Here is a 19,783-nt window from a genome sequence, read left to right as displayed (position 1 = left end):
GTGGCAGGATTCTTCCTCCTGACAGGCCTGCGATCCTGCCTCGAGTAGGTTCCCGGCGACCGGAAAACCCGCCTCATGACGTGGTTCACAATCACGCGTGGAACCTACTATGCCCCACGGCTGCGGGCGATGGGGATCGGCCGCCGCTTTTGTAGCCGGATATCGCTTACAAGAAGCTCGTCAGCCCGCGCACCGTGGACTCATCCAGGCGCCGGACCAGCGCCTCCGCGAGCGATACCATGTGCAGGTAGTCGTTCACATCGATGACCGAGTTGTGGGAATGGATGTAGCGAGCCGGAACCCCGAGCACGATCGACGGGACCCCTTCCCCCGCGAGGTGGAACGACCCGGCATCGGTTCCCCCGCCGCGGCGCACGGTCACCTGGTGCGGGATGCCCTCGTCGATGGCGGTCTGGATCGTCAGGTCGGCCAGGCGCGGATTCATGATCGCGCTCGGATCGAAGCGGCGGATCTGCACGCCGCCGCCGATCCGGCCCTGGCTGTCGGCGCGGTTGAAGCCCGGGGTATCGTCCGCCGGCGGCCCTTCGAGGATGATGGCCACGTCCGGCCGCGTGTGGAATGCCGCGGTGCGCGCGCCGCGCAGCCCGACTTCCTCCTGCACCGTGCCACCCACGATCAAGCGGTTCGGCAAGTCCTGTCCGGCCAGGATCTGTCCGGCTTGGATCGCCCCCGCCATGCCCACCCGGTTGTCGAAGGCCTTCGCCATGTACCAGTCTTCGCGCTTCATCAGGGTGAACGGGGACCAGGGCGCGATCGGATCGCCGAGGGCAACCCCGAACTCCTGTTCCGCCTCGGTCCGTGAACTCGCCCCGATGTCGATGAACATCTGGTCCAGTGAAATCACCATCCTGCGTTGCTCGGGCGTCAGGAAGTGCGGTGGCCGCGACGTCACGACCCCGATGATCTTGTCGCCGCTCCGGGTGCGGACTTCGACCCGCTGCGAAAGCAATACATGCTCCCACCAGCCGCCCACGGTCACGAACTGCAGGAAGCCGTCCTGGGTGATGTTTTGCACGAGGAAGCCCACCTCGTCCATGTGGCCGGCCACGACCACCCGCGGGCCCTCGCCGTCGAACTCGCAGAACACCCCGCCCGAGCGGTCGGTCGTCAGCTCACCGCACTCGCCGAGCTCATCGACGAAAATCGCCCGGACCTCGTCTTCATGCCCCGGCACCGAATGCGCCTCCGTCAATTCCTGCAACAGCGAGATCGCCTTTGTCTTCACGGCCCCGACGCTACCGGCCCCGGTCCGTCGTGCAATCCCCATCCCCCGGGGCGCCGGCACGACCTCAAAAAAAAGCCGCCCCCGGCAGCGCAGTGCACCCGCGCCCCGGAGGCGGCCCGAACCAGCCCGAATCAAAACGTCCAGACCAGATCCAGGGTCACCCGGTCTTCCATGATCCCGTCGCCCTTGCTGGTCAGGGGCAATTCATAGGCCAGACCGAGGTCGACCGACTCCGACAGGCGCGAGCGGAAACCCACGGCCGCGGTGACGAAGTCCCGGTTCTGGGAGGCGTTCGACGCCCCGAAATTCAGCAGGTCGGCACCCTCGAAGGTGGCCACCACCGGCACCCCGCCCCCGGCTTGCGAGAAGAAGTTCGGCCGGCCGTTGCCCGCGTCCAGCACGTGGTGCCAGTTGACCTCCAGCAGCGGGATGAACCAGCTGCAGAGCTCGTAGCTGACATGCCCGCTCACGAAGGAGGTGGTCGCCATCTGGCCGTCGAAGGGCAGGTGCAGGCCCGCCGCCCCGGCGACCTCGAGTTCGTCCCATAGCTTCAGCCCCGACACGATCAGGTTGGCGGCCCCGTCGCCTTCCCCCTGGAAGACATCGTGGTTGCCGGTCGGGAACTCGAAGGTCAGCGTTCCGCTCACCGCCGTGCTACTGGCCGGATCGTAGATGAAAGCGTATTTCAGGCCCGCGCCGATGTTGGCGAACCCGGACTCGTCCGACCACAGCGGCTTGGTGTCCGGATTGATGTCCACGTAGCCGTCCTTGGTCGCCACGATCGAAAGCCGCTCGTTCAGCGCGACCTCGAACTGCAGGGCGTAGACCTGGACATCGCCCCCCATCGGCAGCGGCCCGACCGTGGTGTTCACGAAGTCCGGCAGGCGCTGGTACATCACGATCGGATGCAGGTTGGTCGTCGGCAGCGCCAGGTCGAACAAAGTCGGGTTGGAAATCGGCCGGCGGGCGTTCTCGAAGCCGGAGGTCGTGATCGGCGCGGCAGCCGGCTCGGTGATGATCGTCCCGGCGGTCGCGGCGCAGGCGCCGAGGATTCCGGTCAGGGTGGCGAGGGTTGAAGCGTTCATGGTGTGTTTGGTTGGAACGCCCGCAGCCTGCCAGATCGCCCCGCCCCCCTCTAACCGCCGCCCCGCCGACACTCCGCATATTTTGCTCCCGGGGAGTCATTGAACTCATGACCATTCCATGACAAACCGGTCTCCGCGAAGGTGCCATTCTCGGCACATGATCATGAAACCCCTCACCCAACGCCTGCTCGCCATCGCGCTCATGTCGTCTGCGGCCGTCGCGGCGCCCGCCGACCTCCGCGAACCTCTCCGCGACGCCCTTTACACCGAGGAGGTGACCCGCGACCCCGAAGCCGCGGCGAAACAATACGAAGCAATCCTGGCCGCTCACGATGCCCAGCGCCCCTTCGCCGCCACTGCCCTCTTCCGCCTCGCCGAAGTGCGCCGCAAACAGAACCGCAACGACGAAGCCATCGCCCTCTACCAACGACTGCTCCTCGAGTTCCCCCGGGCCGAAGCGGAAGCGAAGCTCGCACGCGAGAACCTGGCGGCACTGGGCGGCGAGCTCCCTGCTGGAGATACCTCCCCCGAACCAAGCGACGAGGAACTCGAGCTGGCCCACGTCAAGGAACTGGCTGAAACAAGCCCCGACGCCCTCGCCGAGCCCTCGATCATCTGCCGTGCGATCCGGGCCAACCACCTCGAAGTCATCAAATTCATTCTTGGGAAAACCCCGGAACACGACTTCAGCAAGCCCGAGGGCAGCATGGGCACCCCACTGTCTCAAGCAAGCGGGGCGGCCGCACTCGAAGCATGCCGACTGCTGTTGGACGCCGGGGTGGATCCGAACGCCACGGGAAATCGTGAGGCGCTGGAGATCGCCTGCCATGAGGGATTCTTCGAGATAGCGCGCCTCCTCCTGAACCGGGGAGCAGATCCCAATGGCAAGGGCAGCCAGCAGCCATTGAAGAACGCGGTCATGCGCGGACACGCACGAATCGCGAGTTTGCTTTTGGACAAGGGAGCAAACCCCGATCTTCCGGTCCCGGCCCCTGGCAGGGATGAACCGGTCAGGATCACCGGCCACCCAGTGTATGGGGCAAGCAACACGATGCTACGCCGGGAGTTCGGCGAACCTCTTCTACTGGCCGCGATGCAGGAAGACACGGTCATGCTGGAGCTCCTGCTAAAGCGCGGCGCGGATCCGAATCACGCTGAAATCCGGACCGGGCTCACCGCGCTGCATCTTTGTGTGAGTCCCGCATGGGGTGGGAATCGTGCTGCCGTCCCCCTGCTTCTGGCTGCGGGAGCAAAGCCGGATGTCGAAGCGAAGGCATTCGCCGAGGAAACCCACACCGGCCTGCGGGCGGTGGAACACACGGGCGGGATGACCCCGTTGCTCATCGCGGTTCGGAACAAACTGCTTCCTGAAGCAATACTTCTGCTGGAAGCCGGTGCTCCGGCGGGGGACTCGGAGCTCCTGCTCGAGTCCCACGGTGACCCGAGGTTGATGGAGTTGCTCTTGAAGCATGGCGCCGATCCGGACGGGACGGATGCGTCAGGCATGCCTTTGCTGTTCGTGTCCATTCAGCAGAACCGGAGCGAATTGTTTCGCGCCTTGATCAACTCGGGGGCCGACGTGAATCGAACCTATCAAGGGAATTCCCCGCTACGGGAAGCCGCGAAGAAAGAGGAGACCTGGTCGCTCGCCGAAACCCTGATTTCCCGTGGGGCAGTTCCGGAAGGTCCATGGAAAGACAATCTCTTCGAGGGTTCCGACCCTTCGAACCGGAGCAAACTGATTCGCCGGTTCAATTTCCCGGAAGTGGCCGCGCGTCCAGCCATCTCCGTCTTCCTTGAGCCCGTCCAGATGCGACCGAGATGGGAGATAATGGAACTGGTCGCAAGCAAGTCGGATGAGGCGCCTCCTCCCCTGCTCGATCTGATCTTGAGCCGCAGGACTAGCGATCTCGGAAGGTCCGGATTCTATCCGGACGGGCACACGAACCAGCCTTGGCCCGACTTCGTGACCTTGACCCGCTTCCAGCAGGACGGGAAGGCCGAGGAGATCAAAATCGAACTGACCGGTGGCCAACCATTTCCTTCACTGGCGTGGGGTGACATCCTCGAATTCCAGCGATCCGATCATCCTGCCGCTGATCCCCATTGGGCGCTGCTCAAGCGGGTGGCCTTTCCAGTCACGGTCGAGATCCAAGGAAGGGACCGCCACCTCGAAGTGCGCGGTGATTGCCTGGTGTTCGATCCAACGAGTGACGTTATCCCGTGGCTTGGAGCGGGGGCATTGATGAGACTTCTCTGGCAACCATTGGACCCATCGATCCGACGGGAGAACATTGAGATCGTGGTCGTCCGAACCGGTTGGCAGGACATCCGACTTCCCCTTGCTGGAGGAGGCCCCAGCGATTTCCAGCTGGAGGAAGGCGACACCTTGAAGCTTATCCTTCCCCCTCCACCTGCCAAAGTACCACCCCGAGAGGACGGGCAATGGTGGGAGACGCCAGAAGCACGTCTTTCACGCGTCACCCTGCACGTGCCCGGGCACCCCTTCGTCCGCCATTTTGGAGTTACCCGCAAGACCGACATCCGGCCGGCCGCCCCGACAGTTCCCACGCTCCTCCAGGCCTTGGCGGACGTGCTGGCGCCCACATACGGCAACGGGCCGAACGTGGAACCCGACAAGCTCGTAGGCGCAATGATCCAAGCAACCTACTTCAACCCGGTGGTCGTTCTCCCGCACCCCGACTTCTCAAAGATCCGACTTCGCCGATTACTGGACGACGGGAACGAGGAAGTCCGCGTGATCGATCTGGCCACGGTCATCAGGGCATCCAGCGAAACAACGACCACCGGCGATGCCAGGTCCGCGGATCTCGTGTTGCAGGGCGGAGACATCATCGAGTTGCCCTTGCTCAAGGACCATTCGGGAGAGACGTGGAAAGGAGTATCCCCCAAAGTTGCCGACTTCTTCAGGAAGGCCCTTTCCTGCCGCGTGCAATACACCGACACCCGCGGGACGACGAGTCTCCGCGACATCATCTATCAACCGGTGCATTTTGAAGAAACGGAAGCGGGATGGTATCCATTCCCTCCCGATCCGAAACGCGCAACTGCCACCCTCAGGGCATCGGCGGCATTGGAAACTTCTCCCTATTCCGACTTCTCCGTGACCCGGGATGGCGTCGACTACGAGAAGCTCACCACCAGCGCGCGGCCAATATTCCTCCGCGACGGCGACATCCTCCTTGCAAAGAGCATCCCGGTTCCCCCACCGCAAAAACCTGCTGCCTCCCGCTGACCGATGCCGCGGTCCACGTCATTCCCGCTGCACTGGCTCACGTTGGCCGTGATTCTGCCGCTGGTCGTGATCGCCGGCTTGGCGGTGGTCGGCACCAGATCGCAGTTGCAGGCGGCTCGGGCCGAGGCTCGCGAAGCAGCAGAGCGACAAGCACCCGCCCTGGCGGCTGTGCTTGACCACGACCTTGGACAAAGCATCAACGAAATCCCGACTTATCCCGATCCTCCGCGGCCGGGAAGTGGCTCGCCCAAGGACGATATCCTCGATGGCTCCGATCTCACCGCCCTCGAAGCCCTGCGCAACGACCCCAATGCCGGACTTTCGCCGGCCGGGCTCCCCCGCAGGACGCTCGCGGCGCTGGTGATCCACCGCCTCGATCCATCGCTGACCGGAAACGAGACGGCATTGGAGAATCTTGTCACCGTAGATGAACCCTCCGTCCTTAGTTCAAGGGTGGTGGACACCATTCTCACCAGCGAGATCGTGAAGCACCGATGGAGGAAGGAAGAGGAGATCCGGGATCTCGTCCGGGAGCTCGGTCTGCACGGAGACACTTGGCTTCAGCGCGACGGGAGATTCCTTCACCTCGTTCACCGCGATGGCGTCATTGCCTACACCGAATTCCCTGATGCGCAGGTGGACTTCGATCAAACCTTGCCCTCGTGGGCTGAAGCACGGCTCGCCTTGGTTTCGACCGCCGTTGCGTCGGATATCATCGCATCGAGCCGGATCCGGGTGGGTTCCGGACTCGAGTTGAGGATCTCGGCCGATACTTCCCAGATCGAAGCCCCGGTGCGGCGCCAACAGCGGTGGATCTTCGCGATGCTCGCGACCTCGGTGGCCACCGCTGCCATCGCCCTGGCGGTCCTCCACCGCACTCTCCGCCGCGAGCGACAGCTCAATGATTTGAAGAGCCAGTTCGTTGCCAGCGTTTCGCACGAACTGAGGGCTCCGGTGGCATCGATCCGGCTGATGGCAGACGCGCTCGAAGACGGGAAAGTTGAGCCGGAAACAGCGAGCGAATTTCACCGCCTGATCGCCCGTGAGGGTGCTCGGCTGTCCACGCTGGTGGGCAATGTCCTCGACCACGCACGGATCGAGCAGGGCCGGAAGATCTGGCGCATGGAACCGTGCGACCTCGCCGCGTTGGCGTCGGACACGCTGCAGGTCATGGAGCCGCTGGCCCGTGAGAAGGGCATCCGTCTTGCCTCCGGGTTGTCGCCGGTCGAAGCCGCCGTCGATGCCGGGGCAATCCAACAGGCGCTCGTCAACCTGATCGACAACGCGATCAAATTCTCGCCCGATGGCAGCACGGTGACGATCACCCTCAGCGAGGACGAGGAGCATCGTACTTGGGTGATCGCGGTGAGTGACGAAGGATCAGGCGTTCCAAAGGAAGAAGAGGCCCGGATTTTCGAGCGCTTCTACCGGCCCGGCGACGAACTACGGCGAGAAACACAGGGCGCAGGTATCGGACTGAGCCTGGTGAAATCAATCGCAGAGGCGCACGGTGGAAAAGTGGAGCTCACGAGTACGCCGGGCAATGGCAGCGTCTTCAAACTCATCATCCCGCTGACATGAGACTGCTGGTCATTGAAGACGAGGCACCAATGCGCACCGCCCTGGTCGAGACACTGAAAGCGGAAGGCTACCGGGTGATGGCCGCGGCCGACGGCGTGGCCGGCATTGAACTCGCCTGCACCGAACCCTTCGACCTGCTGTTGCTCGACGTCATGATGCCCGGCCTCGATGGCTTCGCGCTTTGCCGGGAGTTGCGCAAGCGCGGCCGGACATACCCTGTTCTCATGCTCACGGCGAAGGGCCGGATCGATGACCGCGTGGAGGGGCTCGACAGCGGCGCGGACGACTATCTGGTAAAGCCATTCAGCCTGCGCGAACTGCTGGCCCGTGTCCGCGCTTTGCTGCGCCGGAAGGAACGGGAAGCCGGGATTGGCAGGGAATTGGCCATCGGCTCCTCCACCATCGACTTCGAGAAGCGCACGCTCACCCGGGAGGAGATTGCACAACCCCTTTCCGAGAAAGAAGCCGGGATCCTTGCCCTGCTTGCCGGGAGGCCGGGTGAAGTCGTCAGCCGCGAGCAGTTCCTCGACGTCGTCTGGGGATACCACGCCTACCCCAGCACCCGCACGGTCGACAATTTCATCGCCGCCCTGCGGACCAAGATCGAGGACGACCCGGCCAAACCAAGGCACTTGATCACCGTCCGCGGTGCGGGTTACCGGCTGGATCCATGACCTCGATCCTGCCCTTCAGGTCCGTACTCCGCCTGCGGATCCTCGATGACGTCGATGTGGAGTCCACCGGCATCCGCATGCTCTTCCAAATGGCAGGGCTTGCCCTTGCGGCGGAGTTCCCCGATCTCAAGCGCCGCCTTTTCGTGGGCCGCGAGGACATCCGAAGCGGGTATGCTTTTCGCCTTCATTGCAGGAACACGCATCGCCCGGAAAAGGCTCCGCACAACTGCAAATCCTGCGCAATTTTCGTCGCCTATTCCGGGACTTCGTTCTCCAGTTCATCGAGAGCCTCGTCATCCGCGGATGCGGCCGCACAGCAGTCGCTCTTACAGATTATGTAGATGCCCGCGGCGATCGCGCCGACGAGGAGCGCCCCACCGATCACACCGATCGCCTGCCGCTGCGGGCTTTCCCGGAGTGAGCGGAACTGGGATGCGGCATAGGAACGCCCTGCGACCAGCTGGTCCCGAGCACTGCCGGCGAGGCCGCGGGCACCATCGGGCAGGGTGTGGCGGGTGGTATGCCGGACCAGGTTGCGCACGTCCTGGCGGAGGTGGCCGATGTCTTCACGAACCCGGGACAAGAGCCCGGCCGCACGATCGTCTTGAAATAGGGAATGGCTCATAGGAGGAGAACACGATTCAACCCTATGGTGATGCATTGCCGGAGCCATGCAAGTTGTTCCTGCCGCTGAACCCGCTCACCGGACGCCGCAAGCCGCCGAAATCGCGGTGAGAGCCGACAGCTGGGTATTGAAGTTGTGGATCTCCGCCCGCGCCGGCTGATGCCATTCGAATGGAAAGAGGCCATCCTTCTTCGGAAGCTTCAAAATGGCGCCCGCGTTGGCCAGCAAGAGCTTGTCGATCTGACCGGCGATCTCCGGATGAAGTTTCATCTCGTGGAGACGCCTCGAAAGGATCCCGAAGTATCGTGCGCAGACCCCCTTGAACAAGCTGACATCCCAGCCGTCGGTGCTCAGCTTTTCGTAAAGCACACCGTCCGGACGGACGACTCCGGATCCCTCGATGATCGTTCTCGCCGCCGCAGCGGCCTCGTCGAGGTATGCCTGGTCGCCGGTCGTCCCGAAAAGGGCCTCGAGACCGCCCAGATAGGCGCCTTGGTTGTAGGTCCAGTAGTCCCCCTGATGTCCGGGCCGGTCCACCACTCCGGTTCCGTCGTAGAGCTTTGCCTCCCGTTCCCAGGCCAGAGCCTTCTTCGCCCACACGAGAAATTCCTCCTGCTTGGTCACCCGGTGCAATCTTGCCGAAAGAACCACGAAGAGGCTGTTGGTGATGCTGTTCGGCTCGCGCTTGTCTTCCTCTTCGCCCCACGAAACCCCGCCGGACGGCTGCCACGAGGCGGCCATGTGACGCTGGATCTCGATCGCCGTCCGGAGATAGCGCGGATCCTTGTTTCGTTCGTGGAAGGCCAGCCACGCCACACCCCACCAGGCGGAATCGTCGAGATACTCGTTCCGGAACTCCCTGCCGTGAATCCGGCTCCGCTCCACCTCCTTCATGCGGCGGGCAAGTTTCACGCGGTCCTCCTCCTTCCACTTGCCCTGCTTGCGCAGGGTTTCGACCACCTTCGGCAAGCGGCTGCCCCGGACGACATTGGCTTCGTGAAGCTCCCGCAGCTGCTTGTCGTAAATCGTGGAACCCGTGAGATCCATGAACTCCGTCATGGTCTCGACGGCATTCGCACAGGACCACCAGGGGGGATTGATGTAGCCCTCGAAGTGACCGCGCAGGTCCTTGCCCGGGCGATCGAGCCAGTTGCCCAGCTCAGGAACCCAGAACACCTCGTTGAGCGTGGTCATTCCATCGCGGAAATCCCGCGACAAGCCGTCGCCAGGTTCGTTCTCCGACCGAGCAGCCCGCGGGATCATGGCGGAAAATGCCAGCAGTTTGAGGAATTCGGCTCTCTTCATGATGCGGTCCCTCCCCGTTCAGACATTGCCGACCGTCACGGCTTTTCCCTCTGCAATCGAACGATAGATGGCTTCGATCGCCAGCAAGTCCCACAAGCCTTCCTCACCCGACGGCACGAACGCGACGTCCGCGAGGATCGCGGCCGCGAACGCATCCATCTCCGTCTGGAAATGATCGACCGCCGGAAATTCGATCTTCACCTCCGGCTTCGAGGTCCAGCCCTTGAGCCCGTCGTAGCTGTAGGCGGGATCCATGCCGAACTTCCCGTTCTGGCAAACGGCCGTGAACGAATTCACGCCATTGAAGGCATAGGTCGTCATGACCGAAGCCATCACCCCGGACGGGAACTTCATCGACCAAGAAATCGTCTCGTCCACCTCGGCAAACTTCACGGGGTCGGTCTTGACTTCCTGGGCGACGATTTCAACCGGCTCCTCGCCGGTGAGATAGCGGCAGGCCTGCAGGGCATAGATTCCCACGTCCATCAGGGCGCCACCACCCGCGAGCTTCTTGCGCAAGCGCCACTGCGCGGGATCCCCGATCTGGAATCCGAAACCGGCCTCAATGAACTTGAGGTCCCCGAAGACCTTTTCACGGGCCAACCTCATGCATTCCCGGTGATGGGGCTCGAACTGGCAGCGGTAGCCGACCCCGAGCTGTTTGCCAGCGGACTTCATCGCGGCGATCATCCGGCGGCATTCGTCCGCCGAGTTTGCCATTGGTTTCTCGCAAAAGACATGTTTGCCGGCCTTTGCCCCCCGGATCACGAACTCTTCGTGCATCGAATTCGGGAGGACCACGTAGATCACGTCCACATCGGGATTTTCAGCGATCCGGTCGAAGGTCTCGTAGTTGTAAACATGGCTGTCCGGAATGCCGTACTGCGCCTTCCACTTCTCCGCCTTCTCCGGCGTGCCCGTAACGATCGCGGCCAGCCGGCAGTGCTTGGTCTTCGCCAGAGCCGGGGCAATTTGATGGGTGCTCAGTGACCCGAGCCCGACCAGCGCCCAGCCGAGTTTCCGGCCGGGAGCTTCCTGGGCACGAGTGCCGGTGGTAAGGGCGGCGGCCGTGGCCCCGAGGGTCGCGAGAAATGGTCGGCGTTGCATGATATAGGAGATCGGAAACGTGGATCCGCCGCCCAATCCATCACGAGGCCGCCGATTCGTAAACCGTGCGCTTCTTTGGAATCCGAGCGGAACCGCCACGAAAAAGCCCGGCCGCACTTTCGCACGGCCGGGCTGGGAATGAGGTTCGGTCGGATCAGGCGCTTTCGACGACGGCATTCTCGCCATCGGCGTTCTCTTCTTCCTCGGCGACGAAGATCGGCTCGGGTTCCTCGACCGTGAACTCGATCTCGGCATCGCGGTGGCAATCGAAGCCGGAGCCGGCCGGGATCAGGTGACCCATGATGACGTTCTCCTTGAATCCGGTGAGGTAGTCGACCTTGCCGAGGGTCGCCGCTTCCGTCAGCACGCGGGTGGTGTCCTGGAAGGACGCCGCGGAGATGAAGGAATCGGTCTCGAGCGAGGCCTTGGTGATCCCGAGCAGGACCGGCTCGGCCTCGGCCGGCTTGCCGCCGGCCGCGGTGATCTCCTCGTTGATCCGGTTGAAGGCGGAACGGTCGATCTGATCGCCCCAGAGCAGCGAATCGGCATCGCCCGGGTCGGTGATCTTCACCTTGCGCAGCATCTGGCGGATGATGATCTCGATGTGCTTGTCGTTGATCTCCACGCCTTGGACGCGGTAGACCGACTGCACCTCGTTGACCAGGTGTTCCTGCAGCTCCTGGGCGCCGCAAGCCTCGAGGAGGTCTTCCGGCGACACGGGGCCTTCGGTGATCTGGTCGCCGCGCTTCACGCGGTCACCTTCCGTGACGATGATGTGGCGACCCATCGGCACCAGGTGCTCGACCTGCTCGCCGGAGTCCGGATCGGTGGCAATGACCTTCTTCTTGCCGCGGACGGTGCCGCCGAAGGAGATCTCGCCGTCGATCTTGGCGATGACACAGGCATCCTTGGGCTTGCGGGCTTCGAAAAGCTCCGCCACCCGCGGAAGACCACCGGTGATGTCCTTGGTGCGGGCCACCTTGCGCGGGGTCTTGGCCAGCTGCGTGCCGCCCGTGACGATCTCCCCTTCCTTGGCGGAAAGGTGAGCACCGACCGGAATCGAGTAGGAAGCCTTCACCTCCTTGGTCTTCGGGTCGACGATGACCACCTGCGGGTGGAGGTCTTCCTTGTGCTCGGTGACCACCATGACCTTGCGGCCGGTTTCCTTGTCGGTCTCGTTGGTGACGGTGATCCCGGAGATCATGTCGCGGAACTCAACCTTACCCGGCTTCTCGGTGAGAATCGGCACGTTGTAGGGGTCCCATGTCGCCACGGTGTCGCCCTTCTTCACGTCGTCACCATCCTTGATCTCGATGACCGAGCCAATGACGATGACCTGGCTCTCGAGCTCGAGGCCGTCCTTGTCACGGATGGAGATCGAACCGTTCTTGTTGAGCACGACCCAGTTTCCGTCGGCGCTTTCGACGACGCGGAGGTCCTTGTAGACCACGCGACCGGCGTTCTTCGCCTTGATGATCGGCTGCTTGAAGGTCGCCGCGGCCACACCACCCACGTGGAAGGTACGCATGGTGAGCTGGGTTCCCGGCTCGCCGATCGACTGGGCGGCGATGATGCCGACCGCTTCACCGATCTTCACCGGCTTTCCGGTGGCCAGGTTCAGGCCGTAGCACTTGGCGCAGCAACCGCGCTTGGCCTCGCAGGTGAGCACCGAGCGGATCTTGAGCTTCTCGTAACCGATGCGCTCGACCGCGTTGGCTGCCTTCTCGTCGACCAGCTGGTCGAAGTCGAGGGCCATCTCGCCGGTCACCGGATCCTTGACCACCTCGCACGAGGTGCGGCCGTAGATGCGGGTCGCGAGCGAGGCGGCTTCCTCGTCGCCGTCATAAATCGGCGAAACGGTGATGCCACTGGCGGTGCCGCAATCGTGGACGGTGACGATAACGTCCTGGGCCACGTCCACGAGCTTGCGGGTCATGTAGCCGGAGTCCGCGGTCTTGAGCGCGGTATCGGCAAGACCTTTACGGGCGCCGTGGGTGGAGATGAAGTATTCCAGCACGGTCAGACCCTCGCGGAAGTTCGAGGTAATCGGGCGTTCGATGATCTCCCCCGACGGCTTGGCCATCAGGCCGCGCATGCCGGAGAGCTGCTTGATCTGCGACTTGTTACCACGGGCACCGGAGTCGACCATCATGAACAGCGGGCTGGCGCCCGGCTTGCCATCGTTGAACTCGATCTTGCGATAGAGCGCGGCGGCGATGGTGTCGGTGGCGTGCGTCCAGATGTCGACGACCTTCTGGTAACGCTCGCCATCGGTGATGACACCGTTGCGGTACTGCTTGGTTACCTTGTCGACTTGTTCGTAGGCGTCCTTGATGATCGCCGGCTTTTCTTCCGGAACGACCATGTCGACGATACCGATCGAGGTCCCGGAGCGGGTCGCCTCGCGGAAACCGAGGTTCTTCAGCGCGTCGAGCGTGTGAACGGTGCTTTTCTGGCCGGCGACCTGGTAGCAGCGCCAGATGATGTCCGACATCTGCTTCTTGCCGACAGTCTTGTTGATGAAACCGAGACCCTTGGGCCAGATTTCATTGAAACGGACACGTCCCGGAGTGGTCTCGAGGATCTTGTTCTCGCTGTCGCCGAAGACCGTCTTGACGCCGCCTTCGAAGTCGGGGTTGCGGATCCGGATCCACTGGTGATAGCCGACCTTGCGGGAAGCGATCGCGAACTCGACTTCCGCGGAGTTCTCGAACAGCGGCAGGTGTTCCTGCTTCTCGCGGTCCTTCTGGGTGCGCACCGGCGCCCAGGTGAGGTAGTAGGCACCGAGAATGATGTCCTGCGAAGGCACCGTGATCGGGCGACCGGAGGCGGGCGAGAAGATGTTGTTCGGCGCGAGCATCAGCTGGCGCGCTTCCATCTGGGCCTCGACCGAGAGCGGCACGTGAACGGCCATCTGGTCACCGTCGAAGTCGGCGTTGTAAGCCGTGCAGACGAGCGGGTGGACGCGGATGGCTTCACCTTCGATCAGCTTCGGCTCGAAGGCCTGGATCGAGAGGCGGTGCAGTGTGGGCGCGCGGTTGAGGAACACCGGGTGGCCCTTGGTGACCTCGGCAAGGATGTCCCAGACTTCCGGGGTCTTGCGGTCGATCATCTTCTTCGCCGAGCGGACCGTGTGGCAGTAGCCGAGCTCCTTGAGGCGGCGGATGATGAAGGGTTCGAACAGCGTCAGGGCCATCTTCTTCGGCAGACCGCACTGGTTGAGCGTGAGGTCGGGACCGATGACGATGACGGAACGGCCGGAGTAATCGACGCGCTTGCCGAGCAGGTTCTGGCGGAAGCGGCCGCCCTTGCCCTTGAGCATGTCGCTGAGCGACTTGAGCGGACGGTTGCCGGCGCCGGTGACGGCACGGCCGTGGCGGCCGTTGTCGAAGAGCGCATCGACGGCTTCCTGCAGCATCCGCTTCTCGTTGCGGATGATGACCTCGGGGGTCTTCAGCTGCAGGAGGTTCTTGAGGCGGTTGTTGCGGTTGATGACGCGCCGATAGAGGTCGTTGAGGTCGGAGGTCGCGAAACGACCGCCTTCCAGCGGAACCAGCGGGCGCAGGTCCGGCGGGATGACCGGCAAGACCGTCTGGATCATCCATTCCGGGCGCGATTTGGAGGCCGCGAAGCCCTGGGTGATCTTGAGGCGCTTGGAGAGCTTCTTCTTGTTCTGCTTGGAGCGGGTGGTTTCGAGCTCCTGCTCGAGCTGCACCGCGAGCTCGGCCAGATCGACCTGCGCGAGCAGATCCTGGATGGCTTCGGCCCCCATGGCCGCGCGGAAGGATCCGTCGCCATAAGCGTCTTCCGAGTCGCGTAGTTCGTTCTCGGTGAGGAGCTGGCCGCGCTCAAGCGGGGTGTTGCCCGGGTCGGTGACGACATAGTCCTCGTAGTAGATCACGCGCTCGAGGTGGCGGGCGCTGATATCCAGCACCAGGCCGATGCGCGAGGGCATGCACTTGTAGAACCAGATGTGCGAAACCGGCACGGCGAGCTCGATGTGGCCCATCCGCTCGCGGCGGACGCGGCTCAGGGTGACCTCGACGCCGCAGCGGTCGCAGACCACGCCCTTGTGCTTGATGCGCTTGTACTTGCCGCAGGCGCACTCCCAGTCGCGGGTGGGTCCAAAGATCCGCTCGCAGAAGAGGCCGCCCTTCTCGGGCTTGAAGGTCCGGTAGTTGATTGTTTCCGGATTCTTCACCTCGCCCTTGGACCAGGAGCGGATGACGTCCGGGGATGCCACGGTGATGGAGACCTGGTCAAAGGCCTCCGGCCGCTCGTCCACGCCGAAAAGTTCGCGAAGGTTGGTGTCAACGTTCATGATATCGAATGCTTGTTGGGGTATCGGTTCGTGGTTCGGCTATCAAAGGGTGAGGTCGTCGAGGGAGAAGTCGTCCACGCCACCCGGAGCGATGGCTCCCGGACCGGTTCCGCGCCGGCCGGGGCGGACGTCGAGACCGAGGGACTGCATTTCCTTGATAAGGACGTTGAAGGACTCGGGGGTGCCGGCTTCGAGGTTGTTGTCGCCCTTGACGATGGCTTCGTAAATCCGGGTCCGTCCCTGGACGTCGTCGGACTTGACGGTGAGAAGCTCCTGCAGGGTGTAGGCCGCGCCGTAGGCCTCGAGGGCCCAGACCTCCATTTCCCCGAAGCGCTGGCCACCGTATTGCGCCTTGCCGCCGAGCGGCTGCTGGGTGACGAGCGAGTAGGGGCCGACCGCACGGGCGTGGATCTTGTCCGCGACCAAGTGGCCGAGCTTGAGCATGTAGATGATGCCGACCACGACCGGCTGGTGGAAGGCCTCGCCGGTGCGACCGTCGTAGAGGGTCGACTTGCCGCCGGTGCTGCCATCCTTGCCGTCGCCGATCCAGGTGTAGCCGTCGATCTTCTTGGCTTCCGACATGTACTCCCAGATCTTCGATTCCGGGATACCGTCGAAAATCGGGGTCGCCACCTTGAAGCCGAGCGCCTTGGCGGCGACACCGAGGTGGGTCTCCAGCACCTGGCCGACGTTCATGCGCGAAGGCACGCCGAGCGGGTTGAGGCAGATGTCGACCGGAGTGCCGTCTTCAAGGAAGGGCATGTCTTCTTCCGGAACGATGGTCGCGACCACACCCTTGTTGCCGTGGCGGCCGGCCATCTTGTCCCCGACCGAAAGCTTGCGCTTGGCGGCGATGAAGACCTTGACCTCCTTGATGACGCCGGGATCGACGTCGTCGCCGGCCTCGAGCTGGTCGAGCTTGCGCTCACGCTCGGTGTCGAGCTCCTGGAAGCGGGCTTCAAAGGAACCGATGATCTCGAGGATCTTGTTGCGGATCGGTGACGGGTCGATCTCGATGTGATCGTGAACCGAGGCCAGCTTGCGCAGCAGGGTCTTGGTGATCTTGCGGTTGGCCGGGATGATGATCTCGCCGGTCTGGGCGTTCACCACGTCGAGCGGGATCTTCTCGCCGAGCAGGATGTCGGAAAGCTTCTCCGTCAGGTCGTCGGTCAGCTTGTCGGCCTTCTTCTTGTGCTCGTCGTTGATCTTCTTGAGCTGCTTCTTGAGCTCGACCGGATCGACCTTCTCGGCGCGCTTGCGGGCGGAGCCGTGGGACGAGACCCGGATGTCCTGGACGATGCCGACGCAGCCCGAGGGCACGCGCAGCGAGGTGTCCTTCACGTCCGCGGCCTTCTCACCGAAGATCGCGCGCAGCAGGCGCTCTTCCGGAGCCAGTTCGGTTTCCGACTTCGGCGTGATCTTGCCGACGAGGATGTCGCCCGGCTTGACCTCCGCACCGATGCGGATGATGCCGTCGTGGTCGAGGTTCTTGAGCGCCTCTTCACCGACGTTCGGGATGTCGCGGGTGATCTCTTCCGGACCCAGCTTGGTGTCACGGGCAGCGACGTCGAATTCCGAGATGTGGATCGAGGTGTAGATATCCTCCTTCTTGACGCGCTCCGAGATGACGATGGCGTCCTCGAAGTTGTAGCCGTTCCAGGGCATGAACGCGACCAGCACGTTGCGACCGAGGGCAAGCTCGCCGTTCTCGGTGTTCGGGCCGTCGGCGAGGACGTCGCCCTTCTTGATCTTGGCACCCTTCTTGACGATCGGCTTCTGGTTGATGCAGGTGCCGGCGTTCGAGCGCATGAACTTGCGCAGCGGGTAGGCCATGATGCCCTTGTCGATGTTGGTCTTCACCGACTCGGGGTCGGAGAGGAACTTCTCGTCGGCGACCGGCAGCTTGCCGTCGGGGCTGGTGACAATCATTTCCGCGGTGGCCGCGGCGACGATGCCGTCGAGCTCGGCCACGACCACGGAACGCGAGTCACGGGCAGTCTTGGCTTCGAGGCCGGTTCCGACGTAAGGGGAATCGGACACGAGGAGCGGCACGCCCTGGCGCTGCATGTTCGAACCCATCAGCGCGCGGTTGGCGTCGTCGTGCTCGAGGAACGGAATCAATCCGGCAGCCACGGAGACGAGCTGCTTGGGCGACACGTCCATGTAGTTGACATCGCCGGTGCCGACTTCAATGAACTCGCCACCCGCTTCACGGGCGGTGACCTTTTCGTTGAGGAACTTGCCGGACTTGTCGATCGGGTTGTTGGCCTGGGCGATCAGGAATTTCTCTTCCTGGTCCGCGGTGAGATACTCGATCTCGTTGGTGACCTTGCCGTTCTTGACCTTGCGGTAGGGCGTCTCGATGAAGCCGAACTCGTTGATCCGGGCGTAGGTGCACATCGAGTTGATCAGACCGATGTTGGGACCTTCCGGGGTCTCAATCGGGCAGATACGGCCGTAGTGCGAAGGATGGACGTCGCGAACCTCGAAGCCGGCGCGATCGCGGTTGAGACCGCCAGGTCCGAGGGCGGAAAGACGGCGCTTGTGCGTCAGCTCGGCCAGCGGGTTGGTCTGGTCCATGAACTGCGAAAGCTGGGAGCGACCGAAGAAGTCGCGCACGACGGCAGACAGTGCCTTCGGGTTGATCAGCTTTTGCGGGGTCATGCCCTCGATGTTCACATCGAACAAGGTCATGCGCTCCTTGACCAGGCGTTCGGTGCGGGCGAGGCCCACGCGGCACTGGTTGGAGAGAAGCTCACCGACGGCCCGGACGCGGCGCGAACCGAGGTGGTCGATATCATCGATGACGCCTTCTCCCTTCTTCAGCTTGAGCAGGTACTTCACGGCGGCGAGGAAGTCCTCGGGCACCATGATGCGCTGGTCGGAATCGACCGTGCTCTCAAGCTTGCTGTTGATCTTGTAGCGACCGACGCGGGTCAGGTCGTATTTCTTCGGGTCGAAGAAGAGTCGCTTGAGCAGGGCGCGGGCATTGGCGGCGGTCGGCGGGTCGCCGGGGCGCAGCTTGCGGTAGATGTCCTTGAGCGCGGAATCCTCGTCCTTGGCGGGGTCCTTGCGCAGGGACTTGAGGAGGATTTCGTCCTCGCGGCCGTCGATCACCTCGAGCTGCTTGTGGCCGAGGGCGATGAGCTGGCGGACGATGCCGATGGTGAGCGGCTCGTAGGCCTTGGCGACGACCAGTTCGCCGTCGAGGATGTCTTCGAAGGGCACCTTGTGGCCGAGCTCCTGCTCGTCCATCTCTTCCTTCATCTTCAGCGTCTCGACGCTGTAGAAATTGGTCACGATGTCGCGGTCGGTCGGGAAACCGAGGGCACGCAGGAAGGTGGTGGCGAGGAACTTGCGGCGGCGGCGGCGGCGGTCAAGGTAGACGTAGAGCAGGTCGTTGGTGTCGAACTGCACTTCGAGCCAGGACCCGCGATCCGGGATGATCCGGAACGAATGCAGGATCTTGCCGTTGAGGTGCTGGGAAGTTTCGAAGCAGATCCCCGGCGAGCGGTGGAGCTGGGAAACGATGACGCGCTCGGCGCCGTTGATGATGAAAGTGCCGCGGCGGGTCATCATCGGCAGCTCACCCATGTAGACGCGCTCCTTCTTGGTGCCGGTCTCGTCCTTCAGCTTGAAGGTCACGTAAAGCGCAGCGGAGAAGCTTTCACCGGAACGCAGCGAGTCGAGCGAGGTGATCTTCGGCTCCTCGATGTCGTAGGTCACGAAGTCGAGCTCGATTGCTTCATCGTAGCTCTTGATCGGGAAAACTTCGCGGAAGACCGCCTGGAGTCCGGTGTCGGTGCGCTCGCCGGCAGGGATGTCTTTCTGCATGAACTCCTCGTAGGAGCGGCTCTGAACCTCAATAAGGTTCGGGGGTTCGATGACTTCCTCGATTTTCCCGAATTGGAGACGGTCGGCCATGGCTGGTAGGTAGTGCTTACAGGTTGAGCCCGGACCGCGAGCGGTACCGGGCAGTTGGATTCAGAGACTGGTGAGAAGGTCCGGGATCGGCGGAAACGGTCGCGGGTGGTTCACGTGACGGCTTCCGCCGGTTCCGGGAGATGGCTTCGCGGCCGGATCCCCGGCCGCGAAGCAAATCCGGATGACTGGGTTACTTGAGCTCGACCTTGGCGCCGGCTTCTTCAAGCTTCTTCTTGGCGGTCTCGGCGGCGTCCTTGGCGACACCTTCAAGCACCTTGGCAGGAGCGCTTTCGACGAGCTTCTTGGCATCGGCGAGGCCGAGGCCGGGAGCAACTTCGCGGACCGCCTTGATGACGGCGATCTTGTTGGCACCACCTTCGGTGATGACGACGTCGAACTCGGTCTTCTCTTCAGCGGCTTCGGCGACAGCGCCACCACCACCAGGAACGACAACCGCAGCGGCCGCAGCGGACACGCCCCAGGTTTCTTCGAGCTTCTTCACGAGGTCGGCAGCTTCCAGGACGGTGAGCTTGCCCAGTTCTTCAACGAGTGTTTCGATATTGGCCATTGTATTTCTCCTTTGCGGTATCGTCGCGCCCGGAAGCTTCCGGACATTTCAGCCCCGCAGCTGCGGGGACCGACGAGGAACCATTGTGGGT

12 protein-coding genes are annotated in these 19,783 nt (G+C 63.1%); 3 read left to right on the top strand and 9 right to left on the bottom strand.

The window, feature by feature from the left end; genetic code table 11:
• Window positions 1-166: 166 nt before the first annotated feature.
• Both IG178_RS10305 and IG178_RS10300 read right to left on the bottom strand, forming a co-directional pair.
• Entirely contained in the window at window positions 167-1,246 is a 1,080-nt protein-coding gene (locus tag IG178_RS10305; RefSeq protein ID WP_193212457.1) for a M20/M25/M40 family metallo-hydrolase, read from the bottom strand.
• A gap of 131 nt (window positions 1,247-1,377) precedes the next feature.
• The gene (locus IG178_RS10300) at window positions 1,378-2,331 is read right to left on the bottom strand and encodes a hypothetical protein (protein ID WP_193212456.1); all 954 of its coding nucleotides are present in this window, start codon (window positions 2,329-2,331) and stop codon (window positions 1,378-1,380) included.
• A gap of 163 nt (window positions 2,332-2,494) precedes the next feature.
• On the opposite strand from IG178_RS10300, the gene IG178_RS10295 reads away from it, so the two are divergent.
• The 3 genes from IG178_RS10295 to IG178_RS10285 are packed head-to-tail and all read left to right on the top strand — an operon-like array spanning window position 2,495 to window position 7,842.
• Window positions 2,495-5,587 (top strand): ankyrin repeat domain-containing protein, encoded by a 3,093-nt coding sequence (locus IG178_RS10295; protein WP_193212455.1) that lies wholly within the window; start codon window positions 2,495-2,497, stop codon window positions 5,585-5,587.
• Window positions 5,588-5,590: 3 nt separating this feature from the next.
• On the top strand, window positions 5,591-7,168 hold the full coding sequence (locus IG178_RS10290; RefSeq protein ID WP_193212454.1) for a sensor histidine kinase: 1,578 nt from the start codon (window positions 5,591-5,593) through the stop codon (window positions 7,166-7,168).
• Window positions 7,165-7,842 carry a response regulator transcription factor gene (locus tag IG178_RS10285; RefSeq protein WP_193212453.1) on the top strand — a complete coding sequence of 226 codons (678 nt, stop codon included), beginning with the start codon at window positions 7,165-7,167 and terminating at the stop codon, window positions 7,840-7,842. The genes IG178_RS10290 and IG178_RS10285 overlap by 4 nt, the downstream gene beginning before the upstream one ends.
• On the opposite strand, the gene IG178_RS10280 is transcribed toward IG178_RS10285, so the two are convergent.
• The 7 genes from IG178_RS10280 to rplL form a co-directional block, all read right to left on the bottom strand.
• Entirely contained in the window at window positions 7,824-8,030 is a 207-nt protein-coding gene (locus tag IG178_RS10280; RefSeq protein WP_193212452.1) for a hypothetical protein, read from the bottom strand. The two genes, IG178_RS10285 and IG178_RS10280, sit on opposite strands and share 19 nt — an antisense overlap.
• Window positions 8,031-8,095: 65 nt before the next feature.
• Window positions 8,096-8,467 (bottom strand): hypothetical protein, encoded by a 372-nt coding sequence (locus IG178_RS10275; protein WP_193212451.1) that lies wholly within the window; start codon window positions 8,465-8,467, stop codon window positions 8,096-8,098.
• Window positions 8,468-8,542: 75 nt separating this feature from the next.
• The gene (locus IG178_RS10270) at window positions 8,543-9,772 is read right to left on the bottom strand and encodes a glycoside hydrolase family 76 protein (RefSeq protein WP_193212450.1); all 1,230 of its coding nucleotides are present in this window, start codon (window positions 9,770-9,772) and stop codon (window positions 8,543-8,545) included.
• A gap of 18 nt (window positions 9,773-9,790) precedes the next feature.
• Window positions 9,791-10,879 carry a Gfo/Idh/MocA family protein gene (locus IG178_RS10265; protein ID WP_193212449.1) on the bottom strand — a complete coding sequence of 363 codons (1,089 nt, stop codon included), beginning with the start codon at window positions 10,877-10,879 and terminating at the stop codon, window positions 9,791-9,793.
• A 154-nt stretch (window positions 10,880-11,033) separates the two neighbouring features.
• A complete protein-coding gene (gene rpoC / locus IG178_RS10260) occupies window positions 11,034-15,200 on the bottom strand; it encodes a DNA-directed RNA polymerase subunit beta' (RefSeq protein WP_193212448.1) in 4,167 nt (1,388 codons plus the stop codon).
• A gap of 42 nt (window positions 15,201-15,242) precedes the next feature.
• On the bottom strand, window positions 15,243-19,124 hold the full coding sequence (gene rpoB / locus IG178_RS10255; RefSeq protein ID WP_193212447.1) for a DNA-directed RNA polymerase subunit beta: 3,882 nt from the start codon (window positions 19,122-19,124) through the stop codon (window positions 15,243-15,245).
• Window positions 19,125-19,314: 190 nt separating this feature from the next.
• The gene (gene rplL / locus IG178_RS10250; protein ID WP_193212446.1) at window positions 19,315-19,692 is read right to left on the bottom strand and encodes a 50S ribosomal protein L7/L12; all 378 of its coding nucleotides are present in this window, start codon (window positions 19,690-19,692) and stop codon (window positions 19,315-19,317) included.
• Window positions 19,693-19,783 lie beyond the last annotated feature (91 nt).

Source organism: Neoluteolibacter marinus (assembly GCF_014904755.1).
GTDB classification, from domain to species: domain Bacteria; phylum Verrucomicrobiota; class Verrucomicrobiia; order Verrucomicrobiales; family Akkermansiaceae; genus Haloferula; species Haloferula marina.
The sequence above is the reverse complement of the archived record's forward strand: the minus strand, read 5'-3'. Positions and strand labels throughout refer to the sequence as shown.

Excerpts from the sequence above, each read along its gene's own strand:
- IG178_RS10300 (WP_193212456.1), bottom strand. The coding sequence starts at position 2,331 with ATGAACGCTTCAACCCTCGCCACCCTGACCGGAATCCTCGGCGCCTGC.
- IG178_RS10295 (WP_193212455.1), top strand. The coding sequence starts at position 2,495 with ATGAAACCCCTCACCCAACGCCTGCTCGCCATCGCGCTCATGTCGTCT.
- IG178_RS10290 (WP_193212454.1), top strand. The coding sequence starts at position 5,591 with ATGCCGCGGTCCACGTCATTCCCGCTGCACTGGCTCACGTTGGCCGTG.
- IG178_RS10285 (WP_193212453.1), top strand. The coding sequence starts at position 7,165 with ATGAGACTGCTGGTCATTGAAGACGAGGCACCAATGCGCACCGCCCTG.
- IG178_RS10280 (WP_193212452.1), bottom strand. The coding sequence starts at position 8,030 with ATGAAGGCGAAAAGCATACCCGCTTCGGATGTCCTCGCGGCCCACGAA.
- IG178_RS10275 (WP_193212451.1), bottom strand. The coding sequence starts at position 8,467 with ATGAGCCATTCCCTATTTCAAGACGATCGTGCGGCCGGGCTCTTGTCC.
- IG178_RS10270 (WP_193212450.1), bottom strand. The coding sequence starts at position 9,772 with ATGAAGAGAGCCGAATTCCTCAAACTGCTGGCATTTTCCGCCATGATC.
- IG178_RS10265 (WP_193212449.1), bottom strand. The coding sequence starts at position 10,879 with ATGCAACGCCGACCATTTCTCGCGACCCTCGGGGCCACGGCCGCCGCC.
- rpoC (WP_193212448.1), bottom strand. The coding sequence starts at position 15,200 with ATGAACGTTGACACCAACCTTCGCGAACTTTTCGGCGTGGACGAGCGG.
- rpoB (WP_193212447.1), bottom strand. The coding sequence starts at position 19,124 with ATGGCCGACCGTCTCCAATTCGGGAAAATCGAGGAAGTCATCGAACCC.
- rplL (WP_193212446.1), bottom strand. The coding sequence starts at position 19,692 with ATGGCCAATATCGAAACACTCGTTGAAGAACTGGGCAAGCTCACCGTC.